This window comes from Patescibacteria group bacterium (assembly GCA_027858235.1).
Classification (GTDB): Bacteria; Patescibacteriota; Patescibacteriia; order Patescibacteriales; family BM507; genus BM507.
Genome location: JAQIDC010000067.1, coordinates 1 through 12,893, shown reverse-complemented (window position 1 = coordinate 12,893; position 12,893 = coordinate 1). Strand labels below are relative to the sequence as shown.

The 12,893-nt window shown below is 31.1% G+C and carries 13 protein-coding genes and 3 tRNA genes; 4 read left to right on the top strand and 12 right to left on the bottom strand.

The features are described 5' to 3' along the window. Window positions 1-196: 196 nt before the first annotated feature. Complete coding sequence (locus PF572_06085) at window positions 197-376, top strand: hypothetical protein (protein ID MDA3840622.1); 180 nt, start codon at window positions 197-199, stop codon at window positions 374-376. Between the two features lie 30 nt (window positions 377-406). On the opposite strand, the gene PF572_06080 is transcribed toward PF572_06085, so the two are convergent. The 6 genes from PF572_06080 to PF572_06055 form a co-directional block, all read right to left on the bottom strand. Beyond that, entirely contained in the window at window positions 407-1,402 is a 996-nt protein-coding gene (locus tag PF572_06080) for a DUF559 domain-containing protein (protein MDA3840621.1), read from the bottom strand. Window positions 1,403-1,426: 24 nt separating this feature from the next. Next, the gene (locus tag PF572_06075; protein ID MDA3840620.1) at window positions 1,427-2,062 is read right to left on the bottom strand and encodes a hypothetical protein; all 636 of its coding nucleotides are present in this window, start codon (window positions 2,060-2,062) and stop codon (window positions 1,427-1,429) included. A 75-nt stretch (window positions 2,063-2,137) separates the two neighbouring features. Next, a complete protein-coding gene (locus PF572_06070) occupies window positions 2,138-2,266 on the bottom strand; it encodes a hypothetical protein (protein ID MDA3840619.1) in 129 nt (42 codons plus the stop codon). Window positions 2,267-2,352: 86 nt separating this feature from the next. Continuing rightward, a complete protein-coding gene (locus PF572_06065; GenBank protein MDA3840618.1) occupies window positions 2,353-3,033 on the bottom strand; it encodes a hypothetical protein in 681 nt (226 codons plus the stop codon). Between the two features lie 201 nt (window positions 3,034-3,234). Continuing rightward, window positions 3,235-4,341 (bottom strand): hypothetical protein, encoded by a 1,107-nt coding sequence (locus PF572_06060; GenBank protein MDA3840617.1) that lies wholly within the window; start codon window positions 4,339-4,341, stop codon window positions 3,235-3,237. A 126-nt stretch (window positions 4,342-4,467) separates the two neighbouring features. Next, window positions 4,468-4,695, bottom strand: coding sequence for a hypothetical protein (locus PF572_06055; protein MDA3840616.1), 228 nt, complete (start codon window positions 4,693-4,695; stop codon window positions 4,468-4,470). Window positions 4,696-5,264: 569 nt separating this feature from the next. On the opposite strand from PF572_06055, the gene PF572_06050 reads away from it, so the two are divergent. Further along, on the top strand, window positions 5,265-7,316 hold the full coding sequence (locus tag PF572_06050) for an AAA family ATPase (protein MDA3840615.1): 2,052 nt from the start codon (window positions 5,265-5,267) through the stop codon (window positions 7,314-7,316). 116 nt (window positions 7,317-7,432) lie between these two features. Here PF572_06050 and PF572_06045 read toward each other — a convergent pair whose 3' ends face one another. Continuing rightward, window positions 7,433-8,626 carry a Bro-N domain-containing protein gene (locus PF572_06045; GenBank protein MDA3840614.1) on the bottom strand — a complete coding sequence of 398 codons (1,194 nt, stop codon included), beginning with the start codon at window positions 8,624-8,626 and terminating at the stop codon, window positions 7,433-7,435. Between the two features lie 298 nt (window positions 8,627-8,924). Here PF572_06045 and PF572_06040 point away from each other — a divergent pair, with 298 nt between their 5' ends. Both PF572_06040 and PF572_06035 read left to right on the top strand, forming a co-directional pair. Further along, window positions 8,925-9,167 carry a hypothetical protein gene (locus PF572_06040; GenBank protein ID MDA3840613.1) on the top strand — a complete coding sequence of 81 codons (243 nt, stop codon included), beginning with the start codon at window positions 8,925-8,927 and terminating at the stop codon, window positions 9,165-9,167. A 55-nt stretch (window positions 9,168-9,222) separates the two neighbouring features. Continuing rightward, window positions 9,223-9,519, top strand: coding sequence for a hypothetical protein (locus tag PF572_06035; GenBank protein MDA3840612.1), 297 nt, complete (start codon window positions 9,223-9,225; stop codon window positions 9,517-9,519). 51 nt (window positions 9,520-9,570) lie between these two features. On the opposite strand, the gene PF572_06030 is transcribed toward PF572_06035, so the two are convergent. From PF572_06030 to PF572_06010, 5 genes are all read right to left on the bottom strand, one after another. Continuing rightward, entirely contained in the window at window positions 9,571-10,872 is a 1,302-nt protein-coding gene (locus tag PF572_06030; protein MDA3840611.1) for a hypothetical protein, read from the bottom strand. A gap of 431 nt (window positions 10,873-11,303) precedes the next feature. Beyond that, a tRNA-His gene (locus PF572_06025) sits at window positions 11,304-11,375 on the bottom strand. A gap of 24 nt (window positions 11,376-11,399) precedes the next feature. After that, window positions 11,400-11,657, bottom strand: a complete 258-nt coding sequence (locus PF572_06020; protein ID MDA3840610.1) for a hypothetical protein — start codon at window positions 11,655-11,657, stop codon at window positions 11,400-11,402. 76 nt (window positions 11,658-11,733) lie between these two features. Continuing rightward, window positions 11,734-11,791: transfer RNA gene (locus PF572_06015), tRNA-His, on the bottom strand. A gap of 817 nt (window positions 11,792-12,608) precedes the next feature. Then, a tRNA-Arg gene (locus tag PF572_06010) sits at window positions 12,609-12,682 on the bottom strand. Window positions 12,683-12,893 lie beyond the last annotated feature (211 nt).

Sequence of the window (12,893 nt, the reverse complement as noted above, 5' to 3'; positions counted from 1 at the left end):
GTAAAATAATTGCATTATGCCTAAAATATGCTAAAACTTGTTGAAAAATAGCGGTTTTAACGCATTTTACATATAAATATGTATTATTATGTCAAAAAACAATAGATATTGTTATAGGGGCAAATTTAATTAGATTACCTAATATTAAATAATATTGATATTTTTATTGATGTTGGTATATTAATATGAAAATTTAATGATAAGCACTGTACATCTAAATAGTATAATTAGATTTCTGAATATCGACCAAGCAGATATTAAATCAATCATTCAATTATCATCAGATAGATTTAAAATTGAGTGGTACGATGGCATTGTTCAGATATTTAAAGTATCTATAGCTATTAAAACAAAGAACGTAAAATACTCTAAATAGAAAACAGCTTATATATTTAACTTCTACATTTTAGCGCAAGTCTATAATTTGTTTATGAACTTTTTTGGTTATATGATTATAGATATTTATTTCCGTCTTAAATTTATTATTTTTTCCCTGTTTTTGTCTAATGATTTCAATCTTTTCGTCACATTTCAATATTACACAGCCTTTTTCTTTTTTTGCTAGTTCAATACTCTTTTTAATCGTTGATTCGTTTGCAAATTCTGCTTTGATCCTTATTACTGAAAAACCAGATTGGCATAGATAATTATTTTCAATTTCGTCCTTATTTATTATTTCTGGCATTTTGTAGTGATGAAAACCATCAATTTCTAAAATAATTTGTCGTCTTTCTTTCCCCGGAATAAGAAAATCGACAATATAGCCTGTTTTATATTTGTTGTTTTCTAATATTTTCATACCAACTTGTTCAACATGATTTATGTGTTTAATTGTTTTCAGTATATCGCTTGTTTTAATTTCCTCTTTTGTTCGTTGAGTATTCTTGATTCCTCTGTCAATTGCTTTTTCACTTAATAATAATTTTGTTTCCTCTTTACATCTAGTTCCTATTTTTCTGATACGTTGTTTGTTCCCTTCTTTTACAAGTTTTTTTATATTAGTTTTGTTTTTTAATCTTCTTATGCGCAATTTATCATTTCGTCTTGTTCTTTCATATCTTAACTCTTTACTTATTGGGATACATCTTCTTTTAAATAGGCTGGTAACTGAGCCCGGGGTCATGTTTAGTTTTTCTGCTATCTGAACAATGCTTAATTTTTCTTCACGATACATTTTTTTAAGCGCCTTTGTTGTTTTCAGCCCTGGATTGCCTTTTTTAAATTTTAGTTCAGATGGTTTTTTTACACCAAGCTTTCCTAAACGTTTTATAACCTTACTTGCTGATAGATTGTTTTCTTTCATGATTTGAGTTGATGTTTTATTTTTATTTATATATTCTTCAGTTAAAAATTCTTTTGTAAGTGGTTTTTTAATTTTTTGGTTAAATTTCTTCTTGCTCATAATCTTTTCACTTTATTAAATTAATTAAAATAGTGCATCTTGACCACGTGCCTTTTCAGTCACAATGTATAAATCAGATACAGTTGAACCTGCGTAAGTAGAACTATCGTCAGAAATACCATAAGTATTAATGATAGGTAGTTTACCAATAGATGTTTGAATTGAAGTAACATTAACTCCAGAAGAAACTTCATTAGTTTGGTCTAGGTTAACTCTTACATCTCCACCAAGAGAATTATTAATAGCTCTTTGCATTCCGTAAGAACAGTAAATAGCTGTTGCTCTCATTCCGTATGAATTAAGCAAAGTCTGAATTGCTGCGTCAATTAAATCTGTTCTAAATCCTAACGCATTGTTATTGTCGTCAGTGATGTTAGTTGAGATATAACTATCTAATCCATCATACTGTAATGGGCTAGTAGTAGCGTCACCAGTGATAATGTATTGTTCCTCATCTTCGATTGTTTCTCTAATAGCTACTTCTGTTTGTTCTGCTTCTTGGTCTAGGAAAGATTTTCCTGCGGCCAACATTTTATCTGTAATAGATTTAGTTTTACCTAATTCTTTATAGATAGCTGAACGTCTAGCGTAACCTGTTGCATCTTCATTTGGTGTTCCACCTTCAGCGAACTCTGAGTTACCAAAACCTTTTGAAGTCATTACATTCCAAGAAGCTGCTAAATTAGGGTATAATCCCCGTAGTGTCTTAATTGGTTTTGTGTGGTTTTTGTTTATTTAGTTGTCAATGTGCTTCTTAGAATCAATATTTCTATTTTGCCAATGCTCAAACAATAAATCAGCCAAGTCAGTGGCGATTTGTTTTTTTTGTTCTTCGCTTAAGTTGTCTGACTTATTGTTGTTCATTTTGACAAAATAAAAAATAATCCAAGTATAGGATTATTTTGACATATTCATATGCAGCTGAATTCAGACAAGAGTCAGCTGAATGATTATTCTATATATTTGGGGTTAATTTTAACTGTTGTCATGTCCGCAACCAGCATATCCTTAATCTGTACTTTAATGGCAATGTTTGAGTTAATACTTGATGCCCTTCCATTATATCGTTTTTTCAGTTTTTCTTTGTCAATTCTAGTCAGCTCGGAGTAATCAAGCTCATTATCCTTTTCATACTCAATATCCGAATAATTTTGTTCTAATTGTGGATTAGAAAATAAAATTGAAAGTAATTCATGCTGTTTGTTTTTACCTGTAAAACTTATCTTTTTGTTTTTAAATTCTAATATTTTTAGCTTTTTATCGTAAGTAAGTTTTTTGAAAACGGTTTCTTTTTCTGTTTTTTTTCTATCTATAATCTGAGAATATTTTTTATAAAAATCATCAGCCAGATATAAATTGAGTTTATTATATTCATTGAATATATCTGTTGCGCCTCTGTCAAATATTTCTTGATTAGTTAGCTTAAAACTACTAATTATTATTTTTTTCTTTTTTAATTCATTAAATATTTGTTTAAAAAACATTCTTTCAACTCCAGAGTCAATTAATTGTTCTGGTGATAATGAAATAATCTGCTTGCTAATAGCTGGACTGAAATCAAGAGCATCAACCTTTTCTTTTAATAAGAATAATAGATTATTTAAACTTTTCTTGTAATTGTCTTTGGCCATATTTTTTATAAAACTTTCTGTTGTAAGCAATATCTTTATTTTATTATACACCTCTTGTTCAATATTAAAAAGTAAATGAGTAAAATTAAAAGTGAGTTAATTGTCAACTCACTTTTTATATTTAATGATATAACTTGAAAAATAATTGATAAAAGTTTTTTTCATATTGTGTTAACCTAAAATGCATTTTAGGTTTAATTATTAGTTCCAACTATCAATTAACGTGTCACCATCATTATCATAAAAACAGAATGGACTAAATCCATGCCAGCACCATTGCCATTCTGTTCCATCTCCATAATTAGAAGGATTTGCACTATTTGGTTTTCCACGTATCTCTACTAACATTTCATATTCCATTCCAATCCAAATTTTTTTATCTACTACTTTTTCACAGGCTTCTTTAGACCATAGGTATTTTGCTTGTAACTGTCCAGCTGGAGATTGTGCCCATTTCTTTTCTTCGGCCAACCTTTCTGCCTCTCGTTCTTTTGCTTCTCGTTCAATTGTTATTCTTCTTTCCTCCGCTTTCTTTTCTGCTATAATCCTGGCTTCTTCAGCTTCTCTCTCTGTTCTAATTCTGGCCTCTTCAGCTTCTCTCTTCTTTTGTTCTCTCTCTGCTATTTCCTCTTCTGTCAGGATACGACTTACTGTAATATTGGCTTCTGTTTTTTTGTTCTTATTATATGCTATAAAATTAAAATTATTTTCTCCATGATTTAATTTTACTATATATGAAAAAATACCATCCGTGGCTACTATTTTTTTGTCTCCCAAATATGAAGAAATACCATCCGTGGCTACTATTTTTTTGTCGCTCAATATGATAGTAGCATTTTGGGGATCGACCATACCTTTTATCTCAATACTGTTTGCTTGAGTTTGAAAATTATTATTTGGTTCTAAAATGGTTATGCTTGGTGGCCTATTGTTGTGAATTGATAGGATTATATATGGAGTATAAATTACTATGATAATTATCGTACTTATTAGCTTGTTTTTTCTAGTAAGTTTTGTTTCTTTCCAAATGTACCAAAGAATTAAAATAGGTATTGATATAAAATAATAAAACATCCCTACAATAAAACCAATAAGCCCATAATGTCTTTTAGCTAAATATTTATCTCTTTTCTGTTCCTCCTTTCTTTCTTTCTTGCTATTTTTACCTTCCTCTATCTTCACCTGCTTTATCTCAACTGCTTCTTTCTTGGAGTGCTCAGGCAAATCGCTAGCACAATGTTTACATTTAATTGCTTCATATTTGATTTCTTCTGCACAGAATGGACATTTTTTTGTGTTATTATTCATATATTTTAGGTTTAGTTGTAAATTCCAGCTATAAATTTAAGTATTATCATTATGAAAACAAATTAATTATATTTAAAATAGTACCATTGCTATTTTATTGCTATGCTCTGGAAGAATCATGTTTTTTTACGTTGACATAAAAAGGGTTCCTACACCCCAGAAGAAAATGGCTAGAATTATTACTAACATAATTAATTTCTTCAAAAACCTAAATGCCCTATCGCCTCTTCTTGCGTCAAACATTCTGCTTGGGTCTGCTCCTATTTCTAATTGTGTATTACAGTGTTTGCAAATAACGGCTTCTTCTTTTATTTCCTCTTTGCAAAAAGGACATTTTTTATTTCCATTTTCCATGAATTTATTTTAAATTGATTAATTGAAAGTTACCAACAAAAAAGACACCCCGTACTGGTGACTTCCTTGCGGAAATCCATCACCCTTTCGAGTAATGACCGAACAAACAGAAACCAGACGGAATGTCGTCTTTATGTTTGTTCGGGGTTTTTTAACCATACCTTCAAGAATTTAAAGGGTTAGGCCAATATTTATATTTAATTGTATATTTACATTAACATATTTAAAAAATATTTCAATTTTGTGTATTAGTTCACTACATTTTGAACAGTGAATCTGGCTTGTTATTGTTTAAAGCAATGTTGCCATGTGTTTTGTTCTTTAAGCAATTTTAGAAATGCTAATAACATATTTTTGGTAAATAGATGATAGATAATTTGACTTTTAGTATAAATAATTGTTAAGATTTTAATCCTTTTAATAAGGGCGTTATTTAGCTATTATATAATTATAAATTAGTTTTAATAAATTTATTATTAAGAAAAACAATGGACTGCGTAGGACATAAATTGAAGAGTGAGATTTCTTAAAGAAATTTGAGATATAAATTTAAGCATAGTAATAAAAATATGGATAACAAAAAGTATAAATTTTCAAAAATCAAAATTAGCACGGAGGATTGTGGAGAATTTGAGAATTATTATGATACTCAAGGAAATATCTTGGAGGAAATTGCTAGTCTTTCACATATAAATATTTTTGTTGGAGCAAATAATTCGGGGAAAAGTCGGTTCATGAGAGCTTTATCAAAAATTAGGAATTTAAGCTTTTTAAGGATTGAACTTGACGATAACCATGATAAACTATTGAATAAATTAATTACTGTAAAAGAGAATCTATCTTTAGTCGTAGAGAAACATGATAATATTGTTCGGTTTAAAGTTGGCAATAAAGAATATCTGAGGGAGAGCTTTATTGCGAACATTGAAGCTTTAATAAAAACACTTTCGTTTCATAGCGGTATTCTTACAGATAATAAAGTGGTTGGAATAAACTCGGCATCGAAAGAGCTGGAGCATTTGTTTGCTGAAATTATTTCTAAAAACATTTCTAATGTTCAGAATCGCGGAGGTTCGCCTGAAATATTTAAAAATGAATTACAAGGTTTATTGATTAGTGAAGATGGAATAATTGATGAGTTAGAAAAGTGTGATTTTTCATATGTTGATTTTAAAAAATATTACATTCCAACGCTTAGAAATTTACATTGCTTTAATGACTGGCTAGTTGATATAACTATACTTTCTTCACAAATCAGGAATGGGAAAAATAATTCAGGAGATTTTTTTCAAGACAGGGTTCATGATGCATACTATTCTAAGAATTATGATGGCTCATCACCAGCTAAGTATATACCAGATGTTGTTTTTACGGGGCAGGACATGTACAGGAGAATTAGAAAAATGCTTTTAAACAAGAGGGAAGAAAGAAAAAAGGTTGAGAAGTATCAAAGATTTCTAGCTGAATATATTTTTAATGTTAATGAGGTAACTTTAATTCCAGGGGAGGAAGGTAACGAGAAGAGCGATGAGGTGTTATTGGTGCAAATTGGAGACAAGGAGCATAAAATTTACGATTATGGTGATGGCGTTCAGGCCTTAATTATTTTAACATTCCCTTTATTTGATTGTGATGACGGTTTGTTTTTTATTGAAGAGCCAGAAGTTCATTTGCATCCAGGTATGCAAAGAAGGTTAATAGAAATTTTTAAGGCAGTTAATGGTAAATACGGTAAAAACCATCAGTATTTTATAACTACGCATTCAAACCATTTACTAGATTTAACCTTGGATTATGAGGGGATTTCTGTTTATAATTTTAGGCAAGATGTTGGAGATAAAAAAGTAATAAAACAAGTTAGTCAAGGTGATAGTAGTACATTGAAGCTACTTGGAGTTCAAAACTCTTCTATATTTTTGAGTAATAAGACTATTTGGGTTGAAGGTATTTCTGATAGGTGGTATATACGAGAGTATTTAAGAATGTATAGCGAAAAAAAGAAAAGTGAAGATAATAATTTTAAAGAAATTAATGAAGATATAGACTATTCTTTTGTTGAATATGGCGGAAATAATATTACTCATTGGTCTTTTTTAGACGAGGAAGAGATGCCAATAAATATAGAGAGATTATGTGGTGAGGCTTTTCTTGTGGTTGATAGCGATGGCTACAATGTCAAGCCTAGCGAAAATCAAGAAACAACAAAAAAGAAAATGAGAATTAAGAAATTAAGAGAGGCAATGGGAAATGATTTTTATGAATTGCCATGCAGAGAAATAGAGAATGTTTTGCCAATTAGTTTAATAAAAAAAATTATTGAAAGTTATCCAAAAAATAAGAACGTTAATGTTGTAATCAAAGAAGGACTGAAAAGACGATATTCTCATAGGGATGTTTACTTAGGTAGATTTATTGAAAATAAAATAGTAGCTGAAAATCAAGGACTAAGAAAGAGGTTATTTTCTAGCTCTTCGGGGACAGTAAGTGATAAAAGAGATTTTTGTAAAAAAGCAAGTCAAATAATGCAAAAGGATAAAATGACCATAGATTTATTTGACAATAACGGTGAAAATATAGCATATGAGTTAGCGAAGAATATCTATAACTTTATTGTAGAATAATATTAAATCATTTAAATAAAAAATAAGACCCTGAGTCTTATTTTTTAAAGTCTTAATGCTAATTTTTTTATAGACTTATTCGTGGGGTGATACGATATGTGAGATGGTTATTTTAACTATAGAATAATAGTTATTAAGTCACCAAGTTTCTTTTTTAATTCATTATGAAGAGAAGAGCAGTTATCTACCTTATGGCCAGTTTCGAAGATACTTGGGTCGCCATCTTTTGTAACTTTAAAAAATACTTTATCATCACCAACATAATCTTGAATTATATTTTTGAAATCCGATGAAGCTTTTTCGTTAAAAGATTCGTTAACTATTATTTTAAGAGGACCACTAAAATTTTTGTTCTCAACTATTTCACCGCTGGATAGACCCAACTTTGCTCCATTTTGTGGATTGCTATTTTTAGTGTTAATTTTTATGTATTTTTTCATTGCCTTATCAAATTCTGCACTCTCTTTTGAATTATTGATTCTTTGTTGGTCTGTCAGGTAGTTAGTAGAAGAAACAACTTTTTTGTTTGTAGCATTCTCAATATTTATACGGGCAGCCCCCGCTATTCTTCCACCTTGCTGGGCTACAGTCATATTCTGTTGTAAACCTGTTGGCTTAATGCTTTGCGTAATTTCTTTAGTTGCCTGTTCCCCAAGTGTTGTTAAGGTTAATTCTATCGGTGTCATATTATCTCTTAAGCTTTGTTTGGCTAACCCTTTGATTTCTTTATGTTTTGCAGTTTTTATTCCAAACGTTCCTTCTGAAATTGCATCTGTAAGAAGTGATATATGTGAGGCTACCCCTCTTTTACTCCATTCCTTGGTTATTAACTCTCTGCTTGCTTTGTTTCTAATTCTTGCGTCAATCCATTCATCGCTATACCCCTTGGATCGATAGATTGTCATTGCACGTTTAATCGCTAGGTCGGGGTTGTTTATTTCTTGTAGTCGTTCAAAACCCACCTTTGCTAGCCACTTTTTAAAATGTTCCGCTTTTTCGGTTGGGACAGATTGCATTAATCGAAAAAGACCTTCGATGCTAGTAAACTCTAAATTAATATTTTCACCTTTTGAATAAAAGGGTAGTTCTTTGACGATTTCAGTGTATGCCGTGTCAAGATTAGAGTCACTTTTGCGTAGGTCGGCTGCATATTCTGTACCATCAGTAGCGTCAGTAAGTGCTTCGAGTACATCCTTAACAGAAAACCACCATTCTTTTTTATGAATAATTTTTCTGACGTCCTGTTTGCGAAATACATCAATTTTGCTTTCACCTTCTTCGGGCAGTGGTAATTGAGCTGGTTTTGGCATAAGTATATATTTATAATTTAGATATAATAGCAAAGTTTTTTGGTGCGGGCTTATTTTTTTAGTAATACAGGACAAGCAAGCTTTAATGTAAGATTACCCCCATATTAGCAAAGTAAAATAAATAAATCAATTTTATAATTAGTGAAAATAAAAAACAAGCCCTTAGGCTCGTTTTTTAATCTAAGGGTGGTCAAGCAAGAAACTCGGCAAACTTTTATGGAATAGTATAAATATATGATAATATTATCAGAGAGGGTAATCTATTAAAGTTATATATTATAAATGAACTAAAAAAATTATGCTAAAAATTTTTATAGGAACAAAAAACAAGCACAAAAGGGAAAAACTTTCCTGGTTAGTTGAAAAATATTTTAAACCAGAAATAAAAGATAATTTAAGAGAAGCTCCTGAAACAAAGGAGAGTTTTCTGGAAGTAGCAGAAGAAAAAGCATTATTTTATTCAAAAGAATATAAATGCTTGGCTATTTCTACTGACGGGGGGGGCTGTTATCCCAGCGGTTCCAGAGTGGAAGCCAATTGAAACAAAGAGATTTGCCAAAACAGACAAAGAAAGGATTAATAAATTATTAAAAATGATGGAAGGTAAAAAAAACAGAACCGTTGAGTGGCATGAGGCGATTGCTCTTGCTGATAACGGGAAATTATTATTTTCTGAACAAGCAAAGGCCATGGATGGACAGTTGGATGGAATATACAATCCTCAATTTTATAGAGAAGGTATTTGGCTTTGTTCTATAACTTCATTCCCTCAGTTTAACAACAAGAATTTTTTTGAACTCACAGATGAAGAAACAGAAGCAACGGAAGATTCCTGGGTAAAGCTTAAAAATAAATTTGATGAATTTATGCAAAAAAAATACCCCGCTATTTAAACATTTATTTTAGCGGGGTTTTATTGGTCTGTCAGAAGTTAAGGTTGAAAACTAGAAACAAATAACATTGTTTTCTAATTCAGGTAGAGGACTTAGCAATGATTTTTTTTGTATAATACCGTATACGTCTACTTTTGGAAGAAGGTAGAAGTCAGAATGAGTTGTTTTTATTTCTCCTGTATATTCTTTTCTTTCTAACTCTCTTTTTGTTACCATTCTCCAGCAAGTTTTTCCTTGTATGTTAACAGGAAGAAACAAATGCTTAAGCTTTCTGATGCATAAAATTTTGTTGAGACCGCCAGCAATGGTTGTTGATTTTGTTTTAGAATAGGCAGGCATTGTACAAGTAAAAAAAGCTTCCAGCCCTCTCTTTTTGTAGTAGTTTCTTACTAATCCATCCATGAGAGAGATACTCATTAAAGGAGACCCGGGTAATACATACATTCTGGTTAGCTCAATTGCATTATCAGGATTTATCCCATGTGCCAATAAAGCATCTCGTTTATATTTTCTAGCAAAAGCTCCTGATTCTGTGGTTTCAATGGCCCATGGATATTTGTCTCCCTTAAAGTAGAGTGCAAAGATATCTCTCCCACTCCTTCCGTTATGAACGTAATGTAGGGTTTCTGTAAATAAAGAGACTACTCTATCTTGAGGATCGACTTTTTTAAAATAAACTTCAAAACTTCTTCCATCCCCGATAGCGAATAAGTTACCATCGTTATTAACTAAATTTAAGCGATGGCGGCTATTAAGGTCGGGATAAAATTCTTTAAGGCCCCTGAATAAATAAAGTGCCTCTTCAGTGCTTAATTTCTTTTTTATTCGGTCCTCAATTATAAGGTATTGCTGTTCAACGGCTTCTTCTATGTCAGATTTTTTTATGAGCCCTGGGCTTATAGTTGTAAGATAAAATAATACTTGATGCTCTAGATCTTGAGGGTCAAAAGTGTTCCCAGACTCAACAAATTTTTTTATCACTAACGGACGCACCTCTTTGCGTAGAGATGAGAGAAGCCAATGAGAGTTCCACATACTGTTCAAATCTAATTTAATCATCTTAAGTTTTAATGATTTCTGCTCCAATAGTAGCCTTTTTTTAGATTCAATTTTTTCGATAAAGTTTGTAGTAATCTGTATAGCCTCATCAAGACTTTTATTTCTAATAACAACAAAGGGCACATCCAGCCTTTTCGCAAGAGAAAAAGCTCTATTGCGTGCTATTGACTGCTGACTATTAATGTCTTCATCCGTAATTTCAGACCTTTTTTTTGCAACATCCCCCATTATTCTTTTCCTCAGCTCTTCATGAGTAACTTCAATAAATATTATTCCAGCTGTGTTTTCTTCCAAATATTGACTTAGAAGGTCTTTTTCACCAATCTCAAGGTGTTCATCTATTAAAATTAGTCCTTTGATTTTTGTTAAATCTTCGTTCCATTTTTCATTAACGAGGGTTCCATGTTGTTTTAGGTAGTGGCTGTATCACATATGGGAAAAAGAAATGTTTTTTATTGAATTGATTAGTGTTGTTTTTCCCGACCCTGATATCCCTACTATTTTTATGCTCCACATGATATATCTCCTTAGTCTAGTTGTTTTGTGACCTCTATAGTTTAATTGTTAATGTTCAAAAACGTATTAATTTAACACTTTTCTTTATAGAAGTCAATTTTTGTATTAATTGATACACTTGAGGACTAAAAATTATTTATGAATGATTATACTGGATTAAATAAAAAAACAAGGATTTACCTTGTTTTTTTATTTTAAATCTCCAAAGGGGTGGCTAGAGGGAATCGAACCCTCATCACTAGTACCACAAACTAGTGTTCTAACCGTTGAACTATAGCCACCCCACTGGAGACTTTATATTTTGTTTAATTATCTTGATTGTATACCCTTAATAACTCAATGCCTTGTTCATATTGAATAATCCACTTAATAGATTCTTCCTCATTTAATTTATGAATTGGATTGATTGCTTCCATTAAATCATCTTTGTCCAGGCTAATATCACCGTTACTGTATGCTTCAATTATAAAAATATAAAATCTTTCCATGTCAAGATGATGAGGTGTTTGCCAATTGTTTGAATGGGCAAATATTTCTAATTTTTTCTTTGTAAGGTTATTCATGTATTTATTTCAAAATGTGTTCACAGTTTATTAATTTGATTGATTTCCAAAGCTTTAACATTGGAAAGTCTGTGGTCAAGTGGAATCGAACCCTCATCACTAGTACCACAAACTAATGTTCTAACCGTTGAACTATAGGCACCATGTTGATATAAAAAATATATCAGATAACTAATAAAAATTAATTATCTAGTCTATTTTTAGATCATGACTATGTACAAGATAGTGGCAATTTCGGCAAAGCCAAACAAGATTTTTTAAGGAGTTGTTTTTACGATTTTGATCTTTATGATGGACAACCAATATTCTGATATCTTTTTCTTTACATTTATTGCATTCTGTAATCTCTTTTGACTCTATCATTATATCTCTGTAGGTGCAGGTGCCTCCTTTCCATAAAGCGTGGTTCTCTCTTGAATATATAATATTCCTCCACTTGGTTTGGCACGATTTGCTACAAAAAAATTTTCCGCTTTTAGATCTTTTTATATCTCTGGGTATTTTCCATATTTCTTTTTGGCATATTGCACATTTTACATATTTGCCTTTCTTTTGTAACTCCGCCCTGCATTCTATTGAGCAGCATTTACTCCATCCTCTTTGAATATGAGAAGGTTTAGCATAAAATTCTTTTTGGCATATTGCACATTTAATATTGGGCATATGTATATTATACAAAATAAATATATAATTGTAAAACAACAGGTTTGTGTATGGCGATATTCCCACCTTTTCACTTCAAAACTTATCTCTATCGAGAAAAATTTGTGCACCGGACAGGATTCGAAGGGACGAGTCTCAACACCTCAATCGTATGGGAACATGTTATTTCCGTTGACTATTGCCTAGAAGCAAAGTTTTCGGATGTCTGTACGTTCATCACAGAACAGTTTCTTATCTATCCAATGCAATTTATTTTTGCAGTAATATAAAATTACATAAAAAACAGTGTGCACCGGACAGGATTCGAACCTGTGACCTACGGCTTAGAAGGCCGTTGCTCTATCCAGCTGAGCTACCGGTGCATTTTTCAAAATAAAATTGCCCCGAAATGGACCAATTATTTTTTAATAGTACAAGAAGAGTTTACTTTTGTCAAGAAAAAGTGGCTGTACAATCATAGAAGGTATAATACATAATGTGATTTGGCAGAAGATAATTATTCGTAAATTTTTAAAGTATTTCAGAAATAAATATTTTTGCCTTTCAATGTTTTGGCATTATTTTGAGATTGAA

Bases quoted from the DNA above. Each gene is read 5' to 3' on its own strand.
- PF572_06060 (MDA3840617.1), bottom strand. From the start codon at position 4,341: ATGAATAATAACACAAAAAAATGTCCATTCTGTGCAGAAGAAATCAAA.
- PF572_06075 (MDA3840620.1), bottom strand. From the start codon at position 2,062: ATGACTTCAAAAGGTTTTGGTAACTCAGAGTTCGCTGAAGGTGGAACA.
- PF572_06020 (MDA3840610.1), bottom strand. From the start codon at position 11,657: ATGAATAACCTTACAAAGAAAAAATTAGAAATATTTGCCCATTCAAAC.
- PF572_06085 (MDA3840622.1), top strand. From the start codon at position 197: ATGATAAGCACTGTACATCTAAATAGTATAATTAGATTTCTGAATATC.
- PF572_06045 (MDA3840614.1), bottom strand. From the start codon at position 8,626: ATGCCAAAACCAGCTCAATTACCACTGCCCGAAGAAGGTGAAAGCAAA.
- PF572_06080 (MDA3840621.1), bottom strand. From the start codon at position 1,402: ATGAGCAAGAAGAAATTTAACCAAAAAATTAAAAAACCACTTACAAAA.
- PF572_06050 (MDA3840615.1), top strand. From the start codon at position 5,265: ATGGATAACAAAAAGTATAAATTTTCAAAAATCAAAATTAGCACGGAG.
- PF572_06065 (MDA3840618.1), bottom strand. From the start codon at position 3,033: ATGGCCAAAGACAATTACAAGAAAAGTTTAAATAATCTATTATTCTTA.
- PF572_06055 (MDA3840616.1), bottom strand. From the start codon at position 4,695: ATGGAAAATGGAAATAAAAAATGTCCTTTTTGCAAAGAGGAAATAAAA.
- PF572_06070 (MDA3840619.1), bottom strand. From the start codon at position 2,266: ATGAACAACAATAAGTCAGACAACTTAAGCGAAGAACAAAAAAAACAA.
- PF572_06035 (MDA3840612.1), top strand. From the start codon at position 9,223: ATGGAAGGTAAAAAAAACAGAACCGTTGAGTGGCATGAGGCGATTGCT.
- PF572_06040 (MDA3840613.1), top strand. From the start codon at position 8,925: ATGCTAAAAATTTTTATAGGAACAAAAAACAAGCACAAAAGGGAAAAA.